This window comes from Streptomyces sp. NPDC004327, from assembly GCF_042873935.1.
Taxonomy (GTDB): Bacteria; Actinomycetota; Actinomycetes; order Streptomycetales; family Streptomycetaceae; genus Streptomyces.
Map to the genome: position 1 here is coordinate 375,379 of NZ_JBIAME010000009.1, position 15,761 is coordinate 391,139.

The window sequence follows — 15,761 nt, forward strand, 5'->3', positions numbered from 1 at the left end:
GAGTCGGCGGCGCGGGCGGCGCGGGTTCAGCCGCGCAGGGGGTTGCCGATGGTGACGTAGACGGACTGGGTGTCGACGGGGCCGACCAGCTCGTCCAGGCCGTGCAGCCGGGTGAGCAGATTGGCCTTGCAGCGCAGGGTCGCGGCCTCCAGGAGCCGGTGCGGCAGCGGGGAACCGAGCGTGGTCGCGCCGGTGAGGAAGCTGCGCAGGGCGGCGAGCAGGACGCGCTCGTCGGCGAGCTGCTGGGAGCCGAAGGCGCCGATCATGCCGAGGACGTTGTTGATGCCGAGGTAGTAGGCGAAGCGCTCGTCGGTGACCTGGTCGGAGACGAAGGTGTCGCTGACGGAGCCGATGCCGGGCAGGCGGCGCTCCAGTTCCTCGCGGCGGGACTCGCGGAAGTAGTAGCCCTGGTTGTCGCGGTAGCGGCCGCCGACGGGCCAGCCGTCGGGGTCGAGCAGCACGAGGGTGTTCTGCTGGTGGGCCTCCAGGGCGATGCCGGCCTGGCCGTCCAGCCACAGGATCGGGCGGACGACGACGTCGAGGTAGCGCAGGAACCACTCGGCGGCGACGGCGGTGGTGGAGCGGCCGGTGCGGGCGGCGAGCCGCAGCACGAGGTCGGCGAGCCGGGAGCGCATCCGGGCCGAACCGGGCCAGGGGCGCGGGGCGGTGAGCGCGGCGAGGCAGACGGCGTCGTCGCCGGCGGCGAAGGGGTTGTGCCGGATCATGACGTCGAGGCCGGTCACGGGGGCGCCGTCGGGGGTGTCGACGGCGAGCCAGGCGGGGTCGCGGACGATGTCGAAGCCCGGGTGGGCGGCCTGCCACCGGTCGACGAGGCCGGTACGGAGGAGCCGGTGCACCTCGACGCCGCGGTGGAGTTCCTTGCGCAGGTTCTCGCGGCGGGAGTTGGTGATGCGGACGCCGAGGGAGAGCTTGAGCATGGCCCGCGCGCCGGGGCGGTGCACGGTGCGCACGGAGGAGGTGGGGTGCCAGTCGCTGCCGTGCGGGCCGAGGTCGTGGAGGAGCCCGGCGTCGAGCAGGGCGGCGACGGCGGGGCGGTGGCGCAGTTCGCGGGCCTGCCAGGGGTGCAGGGGCAGGGCGGTGGTGCCGGCGGGGAGTTCGAGGCCTTCGGCGAGGCCGGCGGTGAGCTGGGCGGCGGCGACAGGGCGGCCCTGTTCGGTCCAGGCCGAGTCGGTGGCGAGGACGGTGGTGTCGACGGCCATCCAGTGGAGCGGGAAGGAGCCGTGCACCTCGGGTGAGTAGAGCCGGGCCTCGGACTCGGAGAGGCCCTCGCGGCTCTTGGGGGTGGGGTGCAGGGGGTGGCCGAGCAGCAGGGACTGCTCGGCGGTGAGGAAGAGGTCGGCCTCGGGGCGGGGCCGCGGGTCGCGGCGGCGGACGGCGATGAACTCGGCGGTGCGGCGGGCGGAGTCGGCGACCCGGCCGACCAGTTCGGTGGCCTCGGCACCGCCCGAGCCGCCGGTCTCGCGGCTGAGCAGGGCGGCGAGGGTGACGGCGTCGACGGCCGGGGCGGTGGCGGGGAGTCCTTCGAGGGCGGGGGTGCCGAAGCGGTGCCAGCCGGTGCGGGACCAGTGGCGGACGGGTACGAGGAGGGCGGTTCCGCAGGCGTCGAGCGGGACGCGCAGGGTGGCGCCGTCGGGGGCCGGGAGGTTCGTCTCGCGTACCCAGCAGCGCAGCAGGTTCTCCACGGCGGCGGCGTCGGCGGCGCGCGCCGGGTCGGGGTCGTCCAGCGGGTCGGCGGAGCGGTGCTCGTACTGCCGGGGGACGGTGGGGTCGTCGGCGGTCTCGACGACGGGCGCGGCGGCGGGCTCGGCGGCGGTGCGGATGCCGGCCGCGTCGGCGACGGACGTGGCGGCGGTGCGGATGCCGGCCGCATCGGCGACGGACGTGGCGGTGGGGGTGGGGGTGGGGGTGGGGTTCACGGGGCTTCCTTGGGAGGGGGGAAGGGGCCGGGCGGGGTCCGGTGACGGATCAGCCGGCGGGCCGGGTCCGGTGGGTCCGTTCGGCGGCGGCCAGCGCGTCGGCGAAGCGGTCGAGGACGGCGGCCGCCTGCTCGTCGGTGAGGGTGAGCGGCGGCAGCAGACGGACCACCGCGTTGTGACGGCCGCCGAGTTCGACGATGAGGCCGCGGTCGAGGCACTGGCGCTGGACGGCGCTCGCCAGCCCGGGGTCGGGTGGCGGGGCGAGGTCGTCCGGGCCCGCGCCCTCGGGGTCGACGAGCTCGACGCCGATCATCAGGCCGCGGCCGCGCACGTCGCCGACGCAGGGGTGGGCGGCGGCGAGGCCCTGCAGCTGCCCGAGCATGCGGGCGCCGAGGACACCGGCCCGCGCGGCGAGCCCGTTCTCCCGTACGTAGGCGAGGGTGGCGGCGCCGGCGGCCATGGCGAGCTGGTTGCCGCGGAACGTGCCCGCGTGGGCGCCGGGCTCCCAGGCGTCGAGTTCGCTGCGGTAGACGACGACGGCGAGCGGCAGGGAGCCGCCGATGGCCTTGGACAGGACCATCACGTCGGGGACGACGCCGCTGTGTTCGACGGCCCAGAAGGTGCCGGTGCGGCCGACGCCGGTCTGGACCTCGTCGGCGATCAGCGGGATGCCGCGGGCCTCGGTGAGCGCGCGCATCCGGCGCAGCCAGCTGTCCGGGGCGGGGATGACGCCGCCCTCGCCCTGGACGGGTTCGAGGATCATCCCGGCGGGGGTGGGGACGCCGCTCTTGGGGTCGTCGACGACGTTCTCGGTCCAGCGGGCGGCGAGTTCGGCGCCGCGCTCGCCGCCGACGCCGAACGGGCAGCGGTAGTCCCGCGGGTACGGCAGCCGGGCGACGCGGACGTCTCCGGCGCCGCCGGAGGCGTCGAGGGCGCCGGCGGTCATGCCGTGGTAGGCGCCGCTGAAGGCGAGCACGCCGCGCCTGCCGGTGGCGGTGCGGACGAGTTTGAGGGCGGCCTCGACGGCGTCGGTGCCGGCCGGTCCGCAGAACTGGATGCGGGCGTCGTCGGCGAGCTTGCCGGGCAGGGTGGCGAACAGCTCGGTGGTGAAGGCGTCCTTGACCGGGGTGGCGAGGTCCAGGACGTGGAGCGGCGCGCCGGAGTCGAGGACCTTGCGGATCGCTTCGAGGACGACGGGGTGGTTGTGTCCGAGGGCCAGCGTACCGGCGCCGGACAGGCAGTCCAGGTAACGGCGGCCGTCGGCGCCCTCGATGGTGAGTCCGCGGGCCCGGACCGGGACGATCGGCAGCGAGCGCGCGTAGGTGCGCGCGGCGGACTCGCGCTGCGCCTGCCGGCGCAGGATGCCCTCGTGCGCGGCCCCCTCTCCGGGCGGACGGTGCTCCTCACGCTTCCGCGCGCCCGGCCCTGCGGCCGGAGCTGGTTCGGTCACGGCCACTGCTCGGTGTCCTCCCGCTGTAACGGTTGCGTTGCACATCGGTACGTTGCGGGCGCGCCCCGAAGGCGCGTCCCGACAGCGGCCGTTGTGTCCCCCGTACGTACCAACGACGTCACCTGCCCGGGATCACGGGCGAGAGCCAAGATCCTTGCGGGACACGGGGTCACGGCATGGCAACGGCCGCGGGTGACGGGAACCGCGGACCTGGGTCGTACCGTCTCGTCCGGCACCGGCATAGTGGGGGCTTCACCTGGCGTGGGGCCTCGCGTGCCCACGCCGTTCACTGATGCACAAGTTGACGTAGTCCCAGGGGGATCACGAGATGCGATCGATTCGTCCGCTGCTGGCAGCGGCATCCGCCGTCGCGGCGCTGACGCTGACGGCGACTGCCTGCGGTCCGACCGAGGACAACGCGGGCGGTGAGCAGCCCAGCGCCTCCGCGAACCCGTCCACTGACGGCAAGATCCACATTCCGGACGACCTGAAGAAGCGTCTGAAGGAGCACGGGATCGACATGGACAAGTGGCGGGGCGGTGAGTGGAAGAACTGGGACAAGGACAAGTGGCTGCGCGAGGCCAAGGACTACGTCAACCCGATCATCGAGGGCCTGTGGGACAAGGACCGCATGCGCGACGCCCAGCGTCCGGACAAGCCGGTCGACCCGGAGGACATCTCCGGTGACAAGGGCGTGACGGACCCGACGCCGGCGCCGGTGAAGGCGACGGCCGTGCAGGCGCCGTACCACGAGACGGCGCCGGCCTCCGGCAAGGTCTTCTTCGACAGCCCCGAGGGCTCGATGGTCTGCTCGGCGACGGTCGTGCAGGACCCGGCGCACCCGGGCAAGTCGAACATGGTCTGGACGGCCGGCCACTGCGTGCACGCCGGCAAGAAGGGCGGCTGGTACCGCAACATCGCCTTCGTCCCCTCGTACAACAACAACGCCAAGTCGACCTCTGCCCTCGAGCAGGCGAGCCGTGACGAGATCGCTCCGTACGGCGTGTGGTGGAGCGACTGGGCGCAGACCTCGCAGCAGTGGATCGACCAGGGCGGCCAGACCGGCGGCCAGGGCGCTCCGTACGACTTCGCGGTGCTGCACGTGACGCCGGAGAAGGGCGGCTCGGGCAAGTCGCTGGAGGAGACGGTCGGTTCGGCGCTTCCGGTGCAGTTCAACGCGCCTGCCGTGCCGAAGATCGCGAGCATGACGGCGACCGGCTTCCCGGCGGCCAAGCCCTTCGACGGGCAGCTGATGTACCAGTGCGCGGACAAGCCGGGCCGGCTGTCGGTGAAGACCGATCAGCCGACGATGTACCGGATCGGCTGCACCATGACCGGTGGTTCGTCCGGCGGCGGCTGGGTGGCCGCGGGCCAGGACGGCAAGCCGGCCCTCGTGTCGAACACCTCGATCGGTCCGGTGTCGGCGGGCTGGCTGGCCGGCCCGCGGCTCGGCGCCGAGGCGAAGGCGCTCTACGACGGCATGAGCAAGAAGTACGCGAACAAGTAAGGCCGATGACGGTGCGTCCGTGATGCGCCGGGCGGGGTCCCCCCGGGGATCCCGCCCGGCCGTTGCGGGCATACTGTGCAACTGCAAGTGACGCGTCCATGGCAATGTTCGGCGGTGGCCCTCCGTGGCGGCCGTGCCCGGGCCGGCCGGACGCGCGACAGAATCCCAGGGGGACAACGACTGCCATGCGTTCCAAGCGTTCCATACGACTCCTGCCGGCCTTCACGGCCCTGGCGGCGGCGCTCGCGCTGACCGCCACCGCCTGCGGCCCCACCGACACCCCGGCCTCCGACAAGCCCGCCGGCACGACGGCCTCCGTGAGCGCCGCTCCCGGCGACGCCGGCTCCGATTCCGCGTCCGATCTCGCCAAGGGCGTCGCCGACAAGCTGAAGAAGCACGGCGTCGACGTCGACAAGTGGCGGGGCGGTGAGTGGAAGAACTGGGACAAGGACAAGTGGCTGCGCGAGGCGGACGACTTCGTCAACCCGGTCATCGACGGCCTGTGGGACCCGACGCGGATGCAGTCCGCGAAGAGCCCCGACCCGACGATCACCGCGCAGGCGGCCACCGGGGGCACCGACCCCGTGCCGCGGCCGGTGACCGCGCAGCGTGAGAAGACCCCGTACCACCGCTACGCGGCCCCGGTCGGCAAGATCTTCTTCGACTCGCCCGAGGGCTCCATGGTCTGCTCCGGCACGATCGTGAAGGACCCGCGCCGGCCCGGCAAGTCCAACCTGGTGTGGACGGCCGGCCACTGCGTGCACGCCGGCAAGCGCGGCGGCTGGTACCGCAACATCATGTTCGTCCCGGCCTTCAACGACCTCGGCAAGTCCCCGGCGCAGCTGCGCAACGCGCAGCCGTACGAGGTCTACCCGTACGGCCAGTACTGGGCCGACTGGGCCGTGACCTCCGGCGAGTGGCTCCAGAGCGGCGGCACCAACCAGGCGTGGCCGTACGACTACGCCATCCTGCACGTGCAGCCGCAGAAGGGCCGCAAGTCGCTGGAGGAGACGGTGGGCGCGGCGCTGCCGGTCGACTTCTCCGCTCCGTCGGCCGCGCGGGCCGGCACGGTCGGCGCCTGGGGCTACCCGGCGGCGCCTCCGTACAACGGCATGATCATGCACAAGTGCCTGGACCGTCCGGCGCGGCTGACCACGGCTCCGGCGACGCCGACGATGTACCGGATCGGCTGCACCATGACCGGTGGTTCGTCGGGCGGCGGCTGGTTCCACGTGATGGCGAACGGCAAGACGGCGCTGGTGTCGAACACCTCGATCGGCCCGGCCGGAAGCCGCGGCTGGCTGGCCGGACCGCAGCTGGGTCAGGGCGCCAAGGCGGCCCACGAGATGATCAGCAAGAAGTTCGCCCACTGACCGGGCGCGTATGACGAAGGCGCCGGCCGTCTCCCTCGCGGGAGGCGGCCGGCGCCCTTGTGTCGCTTGCGCGCGGGTCAGTGCGCGGCGGGGACGTACGGCGCGAAGAGCGCCGCCAGGTCCTCGTGCACCCGGGCCTTGAGCAGGGTGCCCTCCGGGGTGTGCTCCTCGGAGATCACCTCGCCCTCGGCGTGCGCCCGCGAGACGAGACCGCCCTGCGTGTACGGCACGAGGACCTCGATCTCGACCTGCGGCCGCGGCAGCTCGGCGTCGATCAGGGCGAGCAGCTGCTCGATGCCCTCGCCCGAACGGGCGGAGACGGCGAGCGAGTGCTTCTCGATCCGCAGCAGCCGCTGGAGCACCAGCGGGTCGGCCGCGTCCGCCTTGTTGACGATGACGATCTCCGGCACGTCCACCGCGCCGACCTCGCGGAACACCTCGCGCACCGCCGCCAGCTGCTCCTCCGGAGCCGGGTGCGAGCCGTCCACCACGTGCAGGATCAGGTCGGCGTCGGCGACCTCCTCCATGGTGGAGCGGAACGCCTCGACCAGGTGGTGGGGCAGGTGCCGGACGAAGCCGACGGTGTCCGCCAGGGTGTAGAGCCGACCGGAGGGCGTCTCGGCCCGCCGGACGGTCGGGTCCAGGGTGGCGAACAGCGCGTTCTCCACCAGGACGCCGGCGCCCGTGAGGCGGTTGAGCAGGGACGACTTGCCGGCGTTGGTGTACCCGGCGATGGCGACCGACGGCACCTTGTGACGGCGCCGCTCCTGCCGCTTGATGTCGCGGCCGGTCTTCATCTCCGCGATCTCGCGGCGCATCTTCGCCATCTTCTCGCGAATCCGGCGCCGGTCGGTCTCGATCTTGGTCTCACCGGGACCACGGGTGGCCATGCCGCCACCGCCGCCGCCACCCATCTGCCGGGAGAGCGACTGACCCCAGCCGCGCAGTCGCGGCAGCATGTACTGCATCTGCGCGAGGGCGACCTGCGCCTTGCCCTCTCGGGACTTGGCGTGCTGGGCGAAGATGTCGAGGATCAGGGCGGTCCGGTCGACCACCTTGACCTTGACGACGTCCTCGAGGGCGATGAGCTGGCCGGGGCTGAGCTCACCGTCGCACACGACGGTGTCGGCGCCGGTCTCGAGCACGATGTCCCGCAGCTCCTGCGCCTTGCCCGAGCCGATGAACGTGGCCGGGTCCGGCTTGTCGCGGCGCTGGATCACGCCGTCGAGCACCAGGGCACCCGCCGTCTCGGCGAGGGCCGCGAGCTCCGCGAGCGAGTTCTCCGCGTCCTGCACCGTCCCCGAGGTCCACACACCGACCAGCACGACGCGCTCCAGGCGCAGCTGCCGGTACTCGACCTCGGTGACGTCCTCGAGCTCGGTGGAGAGGCCCGCGACACGGCGCAGGGCCGCGCGCTCGGAGCGGTCGAACTGGTCGCCGTCCCGCGCTCCGTCGATCTCGTGGCTCCAGGCGACGTCCTCTTCCATCAGGGCATCGGCCCGAAGGCTCTCGGTGCGGCGGTTGTCCGCGAAGCTCTGCTCGTCCTGGGAAGGGGATGAAGAGGAGGTCATTGGATCCTTAACGTCGAAGAGAATTCCGTTACGCCGGTCACAACGCGTGACGCCGGAAAAGAATTCCCGGTGCTGGTCCCCGAGGTTTCCCGTAGGGGAATTCCCGGGCCCGGCCGCGCCGCCGACCTGAAGATGGTGACACGGCCGGGCACGGCCCGTCACGCGGGTTTCACCCCGGGCTCCCCGCGGGGGCTCCCCGCGGGACTTGCTGGGGGACTTGCTGGGGGACTTGCTGGGGGACTCGCCGTCGGGTTCACCTCGGGGTCCGGCTCTTCCAGTCGGGGTGGCCGGGCATGGGCGGGGTCTTCGCCGCGTACAGCCAGTCGTGCAGGAACGCGGTCTGGTCGTGCCCGGACACCTCGCCGGCGAGGGCGACGAAGTCGGCGGTGGTCGCCGTGCCGTCCCGGTGCTCGGCCACCCAGCGGCGCTCGAGCTGCCCGAAGGCCTCGTCGCCGATCTCGTGGCGCAGCGCGTAGAGCGCGAGGGCGGCGCCGTCGTAGACCACCGGCCGGAACAGGCTGATCTTCTCTCCGGGCGCCGGCGGCTTCGGCGCGGCGGGCGGGCCGCCGTCCTCGCGCCACTGGTCCGAGGCCTCGTACGCGGCCTTCATCCGCCGCTCCAGGGTCGGACCGCCGTGCTCCTCGGCGTACGTCGCCTCGTACCAGGTGGCGTGCCCCTCGTTCAGCCACAGGTCGGACCAGGCGCGCGGCGAGACGCTGTCGCCGAACCACTGGTGCGAGAGCTCGTGGACCAGGACGGAGTCGACGTACCACTCGGGGTAGCCGGGCTCGGTGAAGATGCCCCGCTCGAAGAGGGAGAGCGTCTGGGTCTCCAGCTCGAAGCCGGTGTCGGCGTCCGCGACGAGGATCCCGTACGTCTCGAAGGGGTACGGGCCCACGCGGCCCTCCATCCACTCCAGGTGGCCGGGCGTGCGGCGCAGCCAGGGCTCCAGGAGCTCCCGGTCGGCGGTGCGCACGACGTCGCGTACGGGCAGGCCGTGCGGGCCCTCGCGGCGCACGACGGCCGAGTCGCCGATGGAGACCTGGGCCAGCTCGGTGGCCATGGGGTGGACGGTCTTGTAGGTCCAGGTGGTGGTGCCGCCGTCGTGCCGCTCGCGGCCGGCGGGCAGACCGTTGGCGACGGCGGTGAGGTTGTCGGGCGCGGTGATCCGGAAGGTGAAGTACGCCTTGTCCGCCGGGTGGTCGTTGGACGGGAACACCCGGTGGGCCGCGTCGGCCTGGTTGGCCATGGCCAGCCCGTCTCCGGTGCGCACCCAGCCCCCGGAGTCGGCCGGGCCGCTCGGGTCGCTGGTGTGCGTGACGGTGATGTCGAGCGTGTCGCCCCGTTCGACCGCCTGGGCCGGGGTGATCACCAGGTCCTCGTCGCTGGTGACGTACCGGGCCGGCTCGCCGTCGACGGTGACGGCGGAGACCTTGCCGTGGGTGAAGTCGAGGTTGATCCGCTCCAGGTCGGCGGTGGCCAGGGCCTGGAGGTGGGTCACGCCCGCGAGCGGCTGGGTGTCGCGGCCGGGGTAGGTCAGGTCGATGTCGTACGACAGGACGTCGTAGCCGGGGTTGCCCAGGTGCGGGAAGAGCGGGTCGCCGATGCCCAGCGGCGGGGGCGGGGGCAGGGCGGCGGCGACGAGCCCGGCGGAGAGGGCCACGAGGACGGCGGCGCGCAGCACGCGCGCGCGGGGCGACCGGGAAGGGCGGGAGGAGCGGGAGGGGTGCGGCATGGGCTACGGCTACCAGGACGGGGCCGCCGGGCCGGGGCGGCGCGCACGCCGGCCACCCGAAGGGGTCACGGGATCCTGGAGCTTGGATCCAACATCCGATGCCCGGGATCCTGGATCCGACATCCGATGTTCTGGATCCGAAATCCCGGAGGCCGGAGGCGGAGGTTGGGTCCACCATCCCGGAGCTTGGATCCACGGTCCGGGAGAGTTCGGATGCTGGATCCGAGATCCCGGAGGTTGGATCCACCACCCTGGAGGTTGGATCCACGGTCCGGGAGTTCGGATGCTGGATCCGCTCCCCCGCCCGCTCAGCCGCCCGGCTGCGTCGCCTGCCGCGCCCGGCTCACGTCGTACACCCCCGGCACGTCCCGCATCGCCTTCATCAGCGCGGGCAGCCCCGCCGCGTCCGGGAGTTGGAGGGTGTAGGTGTGGCGGACCCGCTGCTCGCTCGGCGGTTCGACGGTGGCGGAGACGACGGCGGCGCCCTCGGCGGCGATGGCCTCGGTGAGGTCGGCGAGGAGGCCGGGGCGGCCGAAGGACTCGGCGCGGAGGGTGACGCGGCATTCGGCGGTGTCGCCCCAGTGGACGGTGACGGGTTCGCGGCCGAGCCGGCGCATGGTGGCGGCGGTGGCGCAGCCGGTGCGGTGGGCGGTGACGGAGCCGCCGCGGACGACGAAGCCGGTGATGGCGTCGGTGGGTACGGGGGTGCAGCAGCCGGCGGGCCGTACGTAGGGCCCTTCGGGGAGTTCGGTGTGGAGCTTGGCGCCGGAGCGGCGGTCGGCGGTGTGGCTGGCGGGTGGCCGGGGGGCGGCGGCCGGGGGCTTGGCGGCCTCGGGGTGGGCCTGGAGCCAGGCGGTGATGGCGATCCGGGCGGCGGGGGTGCGGGCGTGGTCGAGCCACTGCGGAGAGGGCCCGGAGGTGGAGTCCTGGGCGAGGAGGATCTGCACGGTGTCGCCGTCGTGGAGCACGGTGCTGAGCGGCGCGAGCCGGCCGTTGACCCGCGCCCCGAGACAGCTGTGGGCGGCCTCGCCGTGTTCGGCGTAGGCGGCGTCGACGCAGCTGGCGCCGGCGGGCAGGCCCAGGGTGCCGCCGTCGACGCGGAAGACGGTGATCTCCTGGTCCTGGGCGAGGTCGGCGTGGAGCGAGGTCCAGAAGGTGTCGGCATCGGGGGTGGACTGCTGCCAGTCGAGCAGCCGGGAGAGCCAGCCGGGCCGGGTGGGGTCGATCCGCTCGCCGTCCTCGGCGGCGGACGGGTCGGGCGAGGTGGCGGAGAGGCCCTCGGGGCCGTCGGGGGTCGCGTACGGGTTGCCGAGGGCGACCACGCCGGCCTCGGCGACGGTGTGCATCCGGTGGGTGCGGATGAGGACCTCGGCGACGGCGCCGTCGGGCGCGGCGACGGCGGTGTGCAGCGACTGGTAGAGGTTGAACTTGGGCGCGGCGATGAAGTCCTTGAACTCGGAGACCACCGGGGTGAAGCAGGTGTGGAGTTCGCCGAGGACCGCGTAGCAGTCGGCGTCCTCGCCGACGAGGACGAGGAGCCGGCCGAAGTCGGGGCCGCGCAGTTCGCCGCGCTTGAGCCGGACCCGGTGGACGGAGACGAAGTGACGGGGCCTGACGAGGACTTCGGCGGTGATGCCGGCCTCGCGCAGCACGGCGGAGACCTGTTCGGCGATGCCGGCGAGGGTGTCGCCGGCGCCCGCGTTGCGGGCGATGAGCGCGCGGGTGGCCTCGTACTCCTCGGGGTGGAGGATCGCGAAGACGAGGTCCTCCAGTTCGGTCTTGAGGGCCTGGACACCGAGGCGTTCGGCGAGCGGGATGAGGACGTCCCGGGTGACCTTGGCGATGCGGGCCTGTTTCTCGGGGCGCATCACGCCGAGGGTGCGCATGTTGTGCAGCCGGTCGGCGAGTTTGATCGACATGACGCGGACGTCGTTGCCGGTGGCGACGAGCATCTTGCGGAAGGTCTCGGGCTCGGCGGCGGCGCCGTAGTCGACCTTCTCCAGTTTGGTGACGCCGTCGACGAGATAGGCGACCTCGTCGCCGAACTCGCGGTGCACCTGTTCGAGCGTCACCTCGGTGTCCTCGACGGTGTCGTGGAGCAGCGCGGCGGTCAGCGTCGTGGTCTCGGCGCCGAGTTCGGCGAGGATCAGGGTGACCGCGAGCGGGTGGGTGATGTAGGGCTCGCCGCTCTTGCGCATCTGGCCGCGGTGGGACGACTCGGCGAGGACGTAGGCACGGCGCAGCACGGCGAGGTCGGCGTCCGGGTGGTGGGCGCGGTGGGCCTCGGCGACGTGCCCGATGGCGTCGGGCAGCCGGTCGCGCGGGCCGGGCCCGGCGGTCGCGCCGAGCAGGGCGGCACGGCCGAGCCTGCGCAGATCGATCCTGGGGCGGCCTCGTCTGCGGCCGGGAGCGTCGGATCCGGTGGCGGACCCGGCCTCGCTCACGGGGTTGGTGGCCTCTGCGCTCATGGGGCACCTCCGGCGGCGTCGACCGGCGGAGAGCCGGGCAGGCGTGCCCGGCGGGCCGGTGCTTGATGCTACCGAGCCCACCACGTGGCGCAGTCCCGCTCTCGCCGAGCGTGAACCGGATCACCCATTCGAGGGATGAATCCCTCGTTGACGGTTTCGATTCCGGCACCCGCGGACAGTCTCCCGGCCCGTCACGCTAGGCCCGGACCGGGGGCCCGTACCGGACGGCCCTGGCCCGTAACGGACGGCCCGGTCGGCGGGAGCCGGGAGCCGGGCCGGTGTCCTCAGGCGTGGTCGGTGAGCCAGGCCTGGTCGACGGTGCCCTCGCCGACGATGACGGCGGGGCCGGTCATCTCGATCTCGCCGTCGGGGTGCTCGGTGATGACGAGCGTGCCGCCGAGGACGTCCACGGTGTACGTGACGGGCTCGCCGGACGCGGCCGGGTCGGCGCCGTCCCGGCGGGCGGCGGCGACGGCGACGGCGCAGGCGCCCGTGCCGCAGGAGCGGGTCTCGGAGGCGCCGCGCTCGTGCACGCGCATGGCGACGTGGCGAGGGCCGCGGTCGGCGACGAACTCGATGTTGACGCCGTCCGGGTAGACCGCGGCCGGCTCGTAGGGCGGCTCGTCGTACAGGTTGCCCGCGTGGGCGAGGTCCTCGACGAAGGCGACGGCGTGCGGGTTGCCCATGTTCACGTTGCGCGCGGGCCAGCTGCGGCCGTCCACGGTGACGGTGACGCCGTCCTCCGGGAGCACGGCGCGGCCCATGCGGACGGTCACGGAGCCGTCCTTGTCCAGGTGCACCCGCTTGACCCCGCCGCGCGTGGCGACGGCGACCTCGCCGGCGGTGACGTGCCCGGCGTGCTGCAGGTAGCGGGCGAAGACGCGCACCCCGTTGCCGCACATCTCGGCGACCGAGCCGTCCGCGTTCCGGTAGTCCATGAACCACTCGGCCTCGGCGGCCAGGTGCCGCGCGTCCGGGTGGGCGGCGCTGCGCACCACGTGCAGCACCCCGTCGCCGCCGATGCCGGCGCGCCGGTCGCAGAGCCGCGCGACGAGGGCCGGGGGCAGGTCCACGTCGTTGTCGGCGTCGGGGACGATCACGAAGTCGTTCTCGGTGCCGTGCCCCTTCAGGAAGCCGAGGGGCGCCGGGAAGGAGTGGGGCGAGGTCTGCGCGCTGGTCACGGGATCAACTGTACGGGTCGGGTACGCGGGCGGGCGCGACGGTCCACGGAGCGGTACGGGGCCCCGGCGGGGAGCGGTACGGGTCCCTGGCGGGAGCGGTAGGAGGCCCCGGCGGGAGCGTACGAATCCCTGGCGGGGGCGGTAGGAGGCCCCGGCGGGAGCGGTACGGGTCCCTGGCGGGAGCGGTACGGGTCCAGGCGAGGGCGGTACGAGGCGCCGCCAGAAGCGGTACGGCGCTCCCGCAGCGCCCTGCGGCCGGCCCGCAGCGCCCTGCGGCCGGCCCGCACCGGCCGGGGCGCGTGGCCGCGCGGTCAGCGCAGGCGGGCGACGCGCCAGACCGCCAGCGCGACCAGGAGGGCGCTCAGCGAGACGTACAGGGCGAGGGCGCGCCAGTTGGGGCGCTCGCCGGAGCCGCGGGCCGGGAGGCCCGGCCAGGTGTGGCCGACGCGGCGGGCGGCCATCATGCCCCAGCCGGCCGCGCAGGAGCTGATCAGCAGGCCGAGCATGGCGACGACGGCGCCGCCGTCGCCCGAGCCGAAGGCGAGCGGGAAGGCGAACATCAGCGAGCCGACGGCGGCGAGCGCGACGATCGGGGCGAGCTGCCAGATCCGCAGGCGGCGCTGCGGGCGCAGTTCCACCTCGACCTCCGTCGGGTCCACCTCGACGGCGCTGCCCTCGGCCTGGTCGGGTCCGTCCGGCGTCAGGCCGGGCGCCGTACCGGGGACTTCACCCCGGACGGCGGCCTGCTGTTCCGTGTCGCGAGGGCCGGCCTCCATCGCCACGCGCCCTCCCCACTCGGATTCCACTTGGTCGTTCGACGATGCTCGATGATGGCACGCCCCCGGCCCTCCGAATGACGGGCATGACGTCCCGATGCCATCACGTGATCAGGCTGTAACCGCTCGTTCGACCAACGTCAGGGCCTGCCGCGGGAGTTCCCCGCGGTCCGCGACGGCGCCGCTGAGCCAGTGCACCCGGGGGTCGCGGCGGAACCACGAGTCCTGGCGGCGGGCGAAGCGCTTGGTGGCGCGCACGGTCTCGGCGCGGGCCTCGTCCTCGGTGCACTCCCCGGCGAGCGCCGCGAGCACCTGCTGGTAGCCGAGCGCGCGGGCGGCCGTGCGCCCCTCGCGCAGGCCGCGCGCCTCCAGGGTGCGGACCTCGTCGACGAGCCCGGCCTCCCACATGCGGTCGACCCGGGTGGCGATGCGCTCGTCGAGCTCGGGGCGGGCGACGTCGACGCCGATCTGGACGGTGTCGTAGACGGAGTCGTGGCCGGGGAGGTTGGCCGTGAACGGCTTGCCGGTGATCTCGATGACCTCCAGGGCGCGCACGATGCGGCGGCCGTTGCTGGGCAGGATCGCGCGGCCGGCCTCGGGGTCGGCGGCCGCCAGGCGGGCGTGCAGCGCGCCGGAGCCGTGCTCCTCCAGCTCGGCCTCCAGGCGGGCCCGGACCTCCGGGTCGGTGCCGGGGAAGTCGAGGACGTCGATGGCGCCGCGTACGTACAGGCCGGAGCCGCCCACGAGGATCGGGGTGCGGCCCTCGGCGAGCAGCCGGTCGATCTCGGCGCGGGCGAGGCGCTGGTACTCGGCGACGCTGGCGGCCTCGGTCACCTCCCAGATGTCGAGGAGGTGGTGCGGGACGCCGCCGCGCTCCTCCAGCGTCAGTTTGGCGGTGCCGATGTCCATCCCGCGGTAGAGCTGCATGGAGTCGGCGTTGACGACCTCGCCGCCGAGCTGCTGGGCGAGGTAGACGCCCAGATCGGACTTTCCGGCCGCGGTGGGACCGACGACGGCGATGACCCGCGGAGCGGGAGCTGCACTTCTCACGAGCCCAGTCTCCCAAACCTCCCGGCGCGTCCCCGAATGAGCTACGTGACGGCCCTCGTCCGGGGTTCGTTGCCTGTTGCGGAATGACGACCCTGAGTACGCTAGGAGCAGATATGGGCGTGTTTGCGCTGTTTCGCCGGAAGAGTGCGGCCACTGTCGAGGCCGGGACCGGGACGGTGACCCCGGCCGAGGCCGGTACCGAGGCGGATGCCGAGGCTGGGGGAACGGCGGCCGTGACGGACGAGGCGCCGCAGGAGGACGCTCCCGCGGCCGCCGAGGCCGTCGACGGCGCGGCCGAGGCGGTCGAGATCCCCCGGCAGCAGTCGGCCGAGGCGGCCGCGGACAACGAGCCGGCCGGCGAAGGCGCCCGCCCGTAGGCAGGGCCGCACGGCACGGAACGGCACGGCACGGACCCGGCAAGGGTCCCGCGGAGGGACGGTGACCCCATGGGTCTCCTGGATTCACTGAAGGCCAAGCTCGGCCCCGCCAAGGGCAAGGTCTCCGACCTGGCCGCCCAGCACGGGGACAAGGTCGGGCACGGCCTGGAGAAGGCCGCCCGGATGGTCGACGAGAAGACCAAGGGCAAGTACAGCGACAAGATCGAGTCCGGCACCGGGAAGGCCAAGGAGGCCATCGAGCGGCTCGCCCACAAGGACGAGGGTCCGAGTGGCCCGACGCCGCCGCCGGCCGCCTGAACACCCCTCCGCCACGGC

At 73.6% G+C, this 15,761-nt stretch carries 12 protein-coding genes; 4 read left to right on the forward strand and 8 right to left on the reverse strand.

What is annotated here, in order from left to right; translation table 11 throughout:
- Positions 1–26 precede the first annotated feature (26 nt).
- Both ACFYU9_RS29780 and ACFYU9_RS29785 read right to left on the reverse strand, forming a co-directional pair.
- Positions 27–1,937 (reverse strand): IucA/IucC family protein, encoded by a 1,911-nt coding sequence (locus ACFYU9_RS29780; RefSeq protein ID WP_389346717.1) that lies wholly within the window; start codon positions 1,935–1,937, stop codon positions 27–29.
- Between the two features lie 49 nt (positions 1,938–1,986).
- Positions 1,987–3,393, reverse strand: a complete 1,407-nt coding sequence (locus ACFYU9_RS29785; RefSeq protein WP_389346719.1) for a diaminobutyrate--2-oxoglutarate transaminase family protein — start codon at positions 3,391–3,393, stop codon at positions 1,987–1,989.
- A 322-nt stretch (positions 3,394–3,715) separates the two neighbouring features.
- On the opposite strand from ACFYU9_RS29785, the gene ACFYU9_RS29790 reads away from it, so the two are divergent.
- Complete coding sequence (locus tag ACFYU9_RS29790; RefSeq protein WP_389207922.1) at positions 3,716–4,894, forward strand: trypsin-like serine peptidase; 1,179 nt, start codon at positions 3,716–3,718, stop codon at positions 4,892–4,894.
- A gap of 185 nt (positions 4,895–5,079) precedes the next feature.
- Positions 5,080–6,267, forward strand: coding sequence for a trypsin-like serine peptidase (locus ACFYU9_RS29795; protein ID WP_389207924.1), 1,188 nt, complete (start codon positions 5,080–5,082; stop codon positions 6,265–6,267).
- Between the two features lie 77 nt (positions 6,268–6,344).
- Here the strand turns inward: ACFYU9_RS29795 and hflX are convergent, their stop codons facing one another.
- The 6 genes from hflX to miaA all read right to left on the reverse strand — a co-directional run bounded on the left by hflX (position 6,345) and on the right by miaA (position 15,048).
- A complete protein-coding gene (gene hflX, locus ACFYU9_RS29800) occupies positions 6,345–7,838 on the reverse strand; it encodes a GTPase HflX (RefSeq protein WP_389207926.1) in 1,494 nt (497 codons plus the stop codon).
- A gap of 253 nt (positions 7,839–8,091) precedes the next feature.
- Positions 8,092–9,573, reverse strand: coding sequence for a M1 family metallopeptidase (locus ACFYU9_RS29805; protein ID WP_389346721.1), 1,482 nt, complete (start codon positions 9,571–9,573; stop codon positions 8,092–8,094).
- 308 nt (positions 9,574–9,881) lie between these two features.
- On the reverse strand, positions 9,882–12,041 hold the full coding sequence (locus tag ACFYU9_RS29810; protein ID WP_389346723.1) for a RelA/SpoT family protein: 2,160 nt from the start codon (positions 12,039–12,041) through the stop codon (positions 9,882–9,884).
- Between the two features lie 284 nt (positions 12,042–12,325).
- Positions 12,326–13,222 (reverse strand): diaminopimelate epimerase, encoded by an 897-nt coding sequence (gene dapF, locus ACFYU9_RS29815; protein ID WP_389346725.1) that lies wholly within the window; start codon positions 13,220–13,222, stop codon positions 12,326–12,328.
- A 311-nt stretch (positions 13,223–13,533) separates the two neighbouring features.
- A complete protein-coding gene (locus tag ACFYU9_RS29820) occupies positions 13,534–13,998 on the reverse strand; it encodes a hypothetical protein (RefSeq protein WP_389208075.1) in 465 nt (154 codons plus the stop codon).
- 111 nt (positions 13,999–14,109) lie between these two features.
- Entirely contained in the window at positions 14,110–15,048 is a 939-nt protein-coding gene (gene miaA, locus ACFYU9_RS29825; protein WP_389207934.1) for a tRNA (adenosine(37)-N6)-dimethylallyltransferase MiaA, read from the reverse strand.
- A gap of 233 nt (positions 15,049–15,281) precedes the next feature.
- On the opposite strand from miaA, the gene ACFYU9_RS29830 reads away from it, so the two are divergent.
- Both ACFYU9_RS29830 and ACFYU9_RS29835 read left to right on the forward strand, forming a co-directional pair.
- Positions 15,282–15,425 (forward strand): gliding motility protein, encoded by a 144-nt coding sequence (locus ACFYU9_RS29830; RefSeq protein ID WP_389207936.1) that lies wholly within the window; start codon positions 15,282–15,284, stop codon positions 15,423–15,425.
- A 69-nt stretch (positions 15,426–15,494) separates the two neighbouring features.
- Positions 15,495–15,743, forward strand: coding sequence for an antitoxin (locus ACFYU9_RS29835; protein ID WP_389207938.1), 249 nt, complete (start codon positions 15,495–15,497; stop codon positions 15,741–15,743).
- The last annotated feature ends 18 nt before the right edge of the window (positions 15,744–15,761 follow it).

Bases quoted from the DNA above. Each gene is read 5' to 3' on its own strand.
- ACFYU9_RS29790 (WP_389207922.1), top strand. From the start codon at position 3,716: ATGCGATCGATTCGTCCGCTGCTGGCAGCGGCATCCGCCGTCGCGGCG.
- ACFYU9_RS29795 (WP_389207924.1), top strand. From the start codon at position 5,080: ATGCGTTCCAAGCGTTCCATACGACTCCTGCCGGCCTTCACGGCCCTG.
- hflX (WP_389207926.1), bottom strand. From the start codon at position 7,838: ATGACCTCCTCTTCATCCCCTTCCCAGGACGAGCAGAGCTTCGCGGAC.
- ACFYU9_RS29805 (WP_389346721.1), bottom strand. From the start codon at position 9,573: ATGCCGCACCCCTCCCGCTCCTCCCGCCCTTCCCGGTCGCCCCGCGCG.
- ACFYU9_RS29810 (WP_389346723.1), bottom strand. From the start codon at position 12,041: ATGAGCGCAGAGGCCACCAACCCCGTGAGCGAGGCCGGGTCCGCCACC.
- ACFYU9_RS29820 (WP_389208075.1), bottom strand. From the start codon at position 13,998: ATGGAGGCCGGCCCTCGCGACACGGAACAGCAGGCCGCCGTCCGGGGT.
- ACFYU9_RS29835 (WP_389207938.1), top strand. From the start codon at position 15,495: ATGGGTCTCCTGGATTCACTGAAGGCCAAGCTCGGCCCCGCCAAGGGC.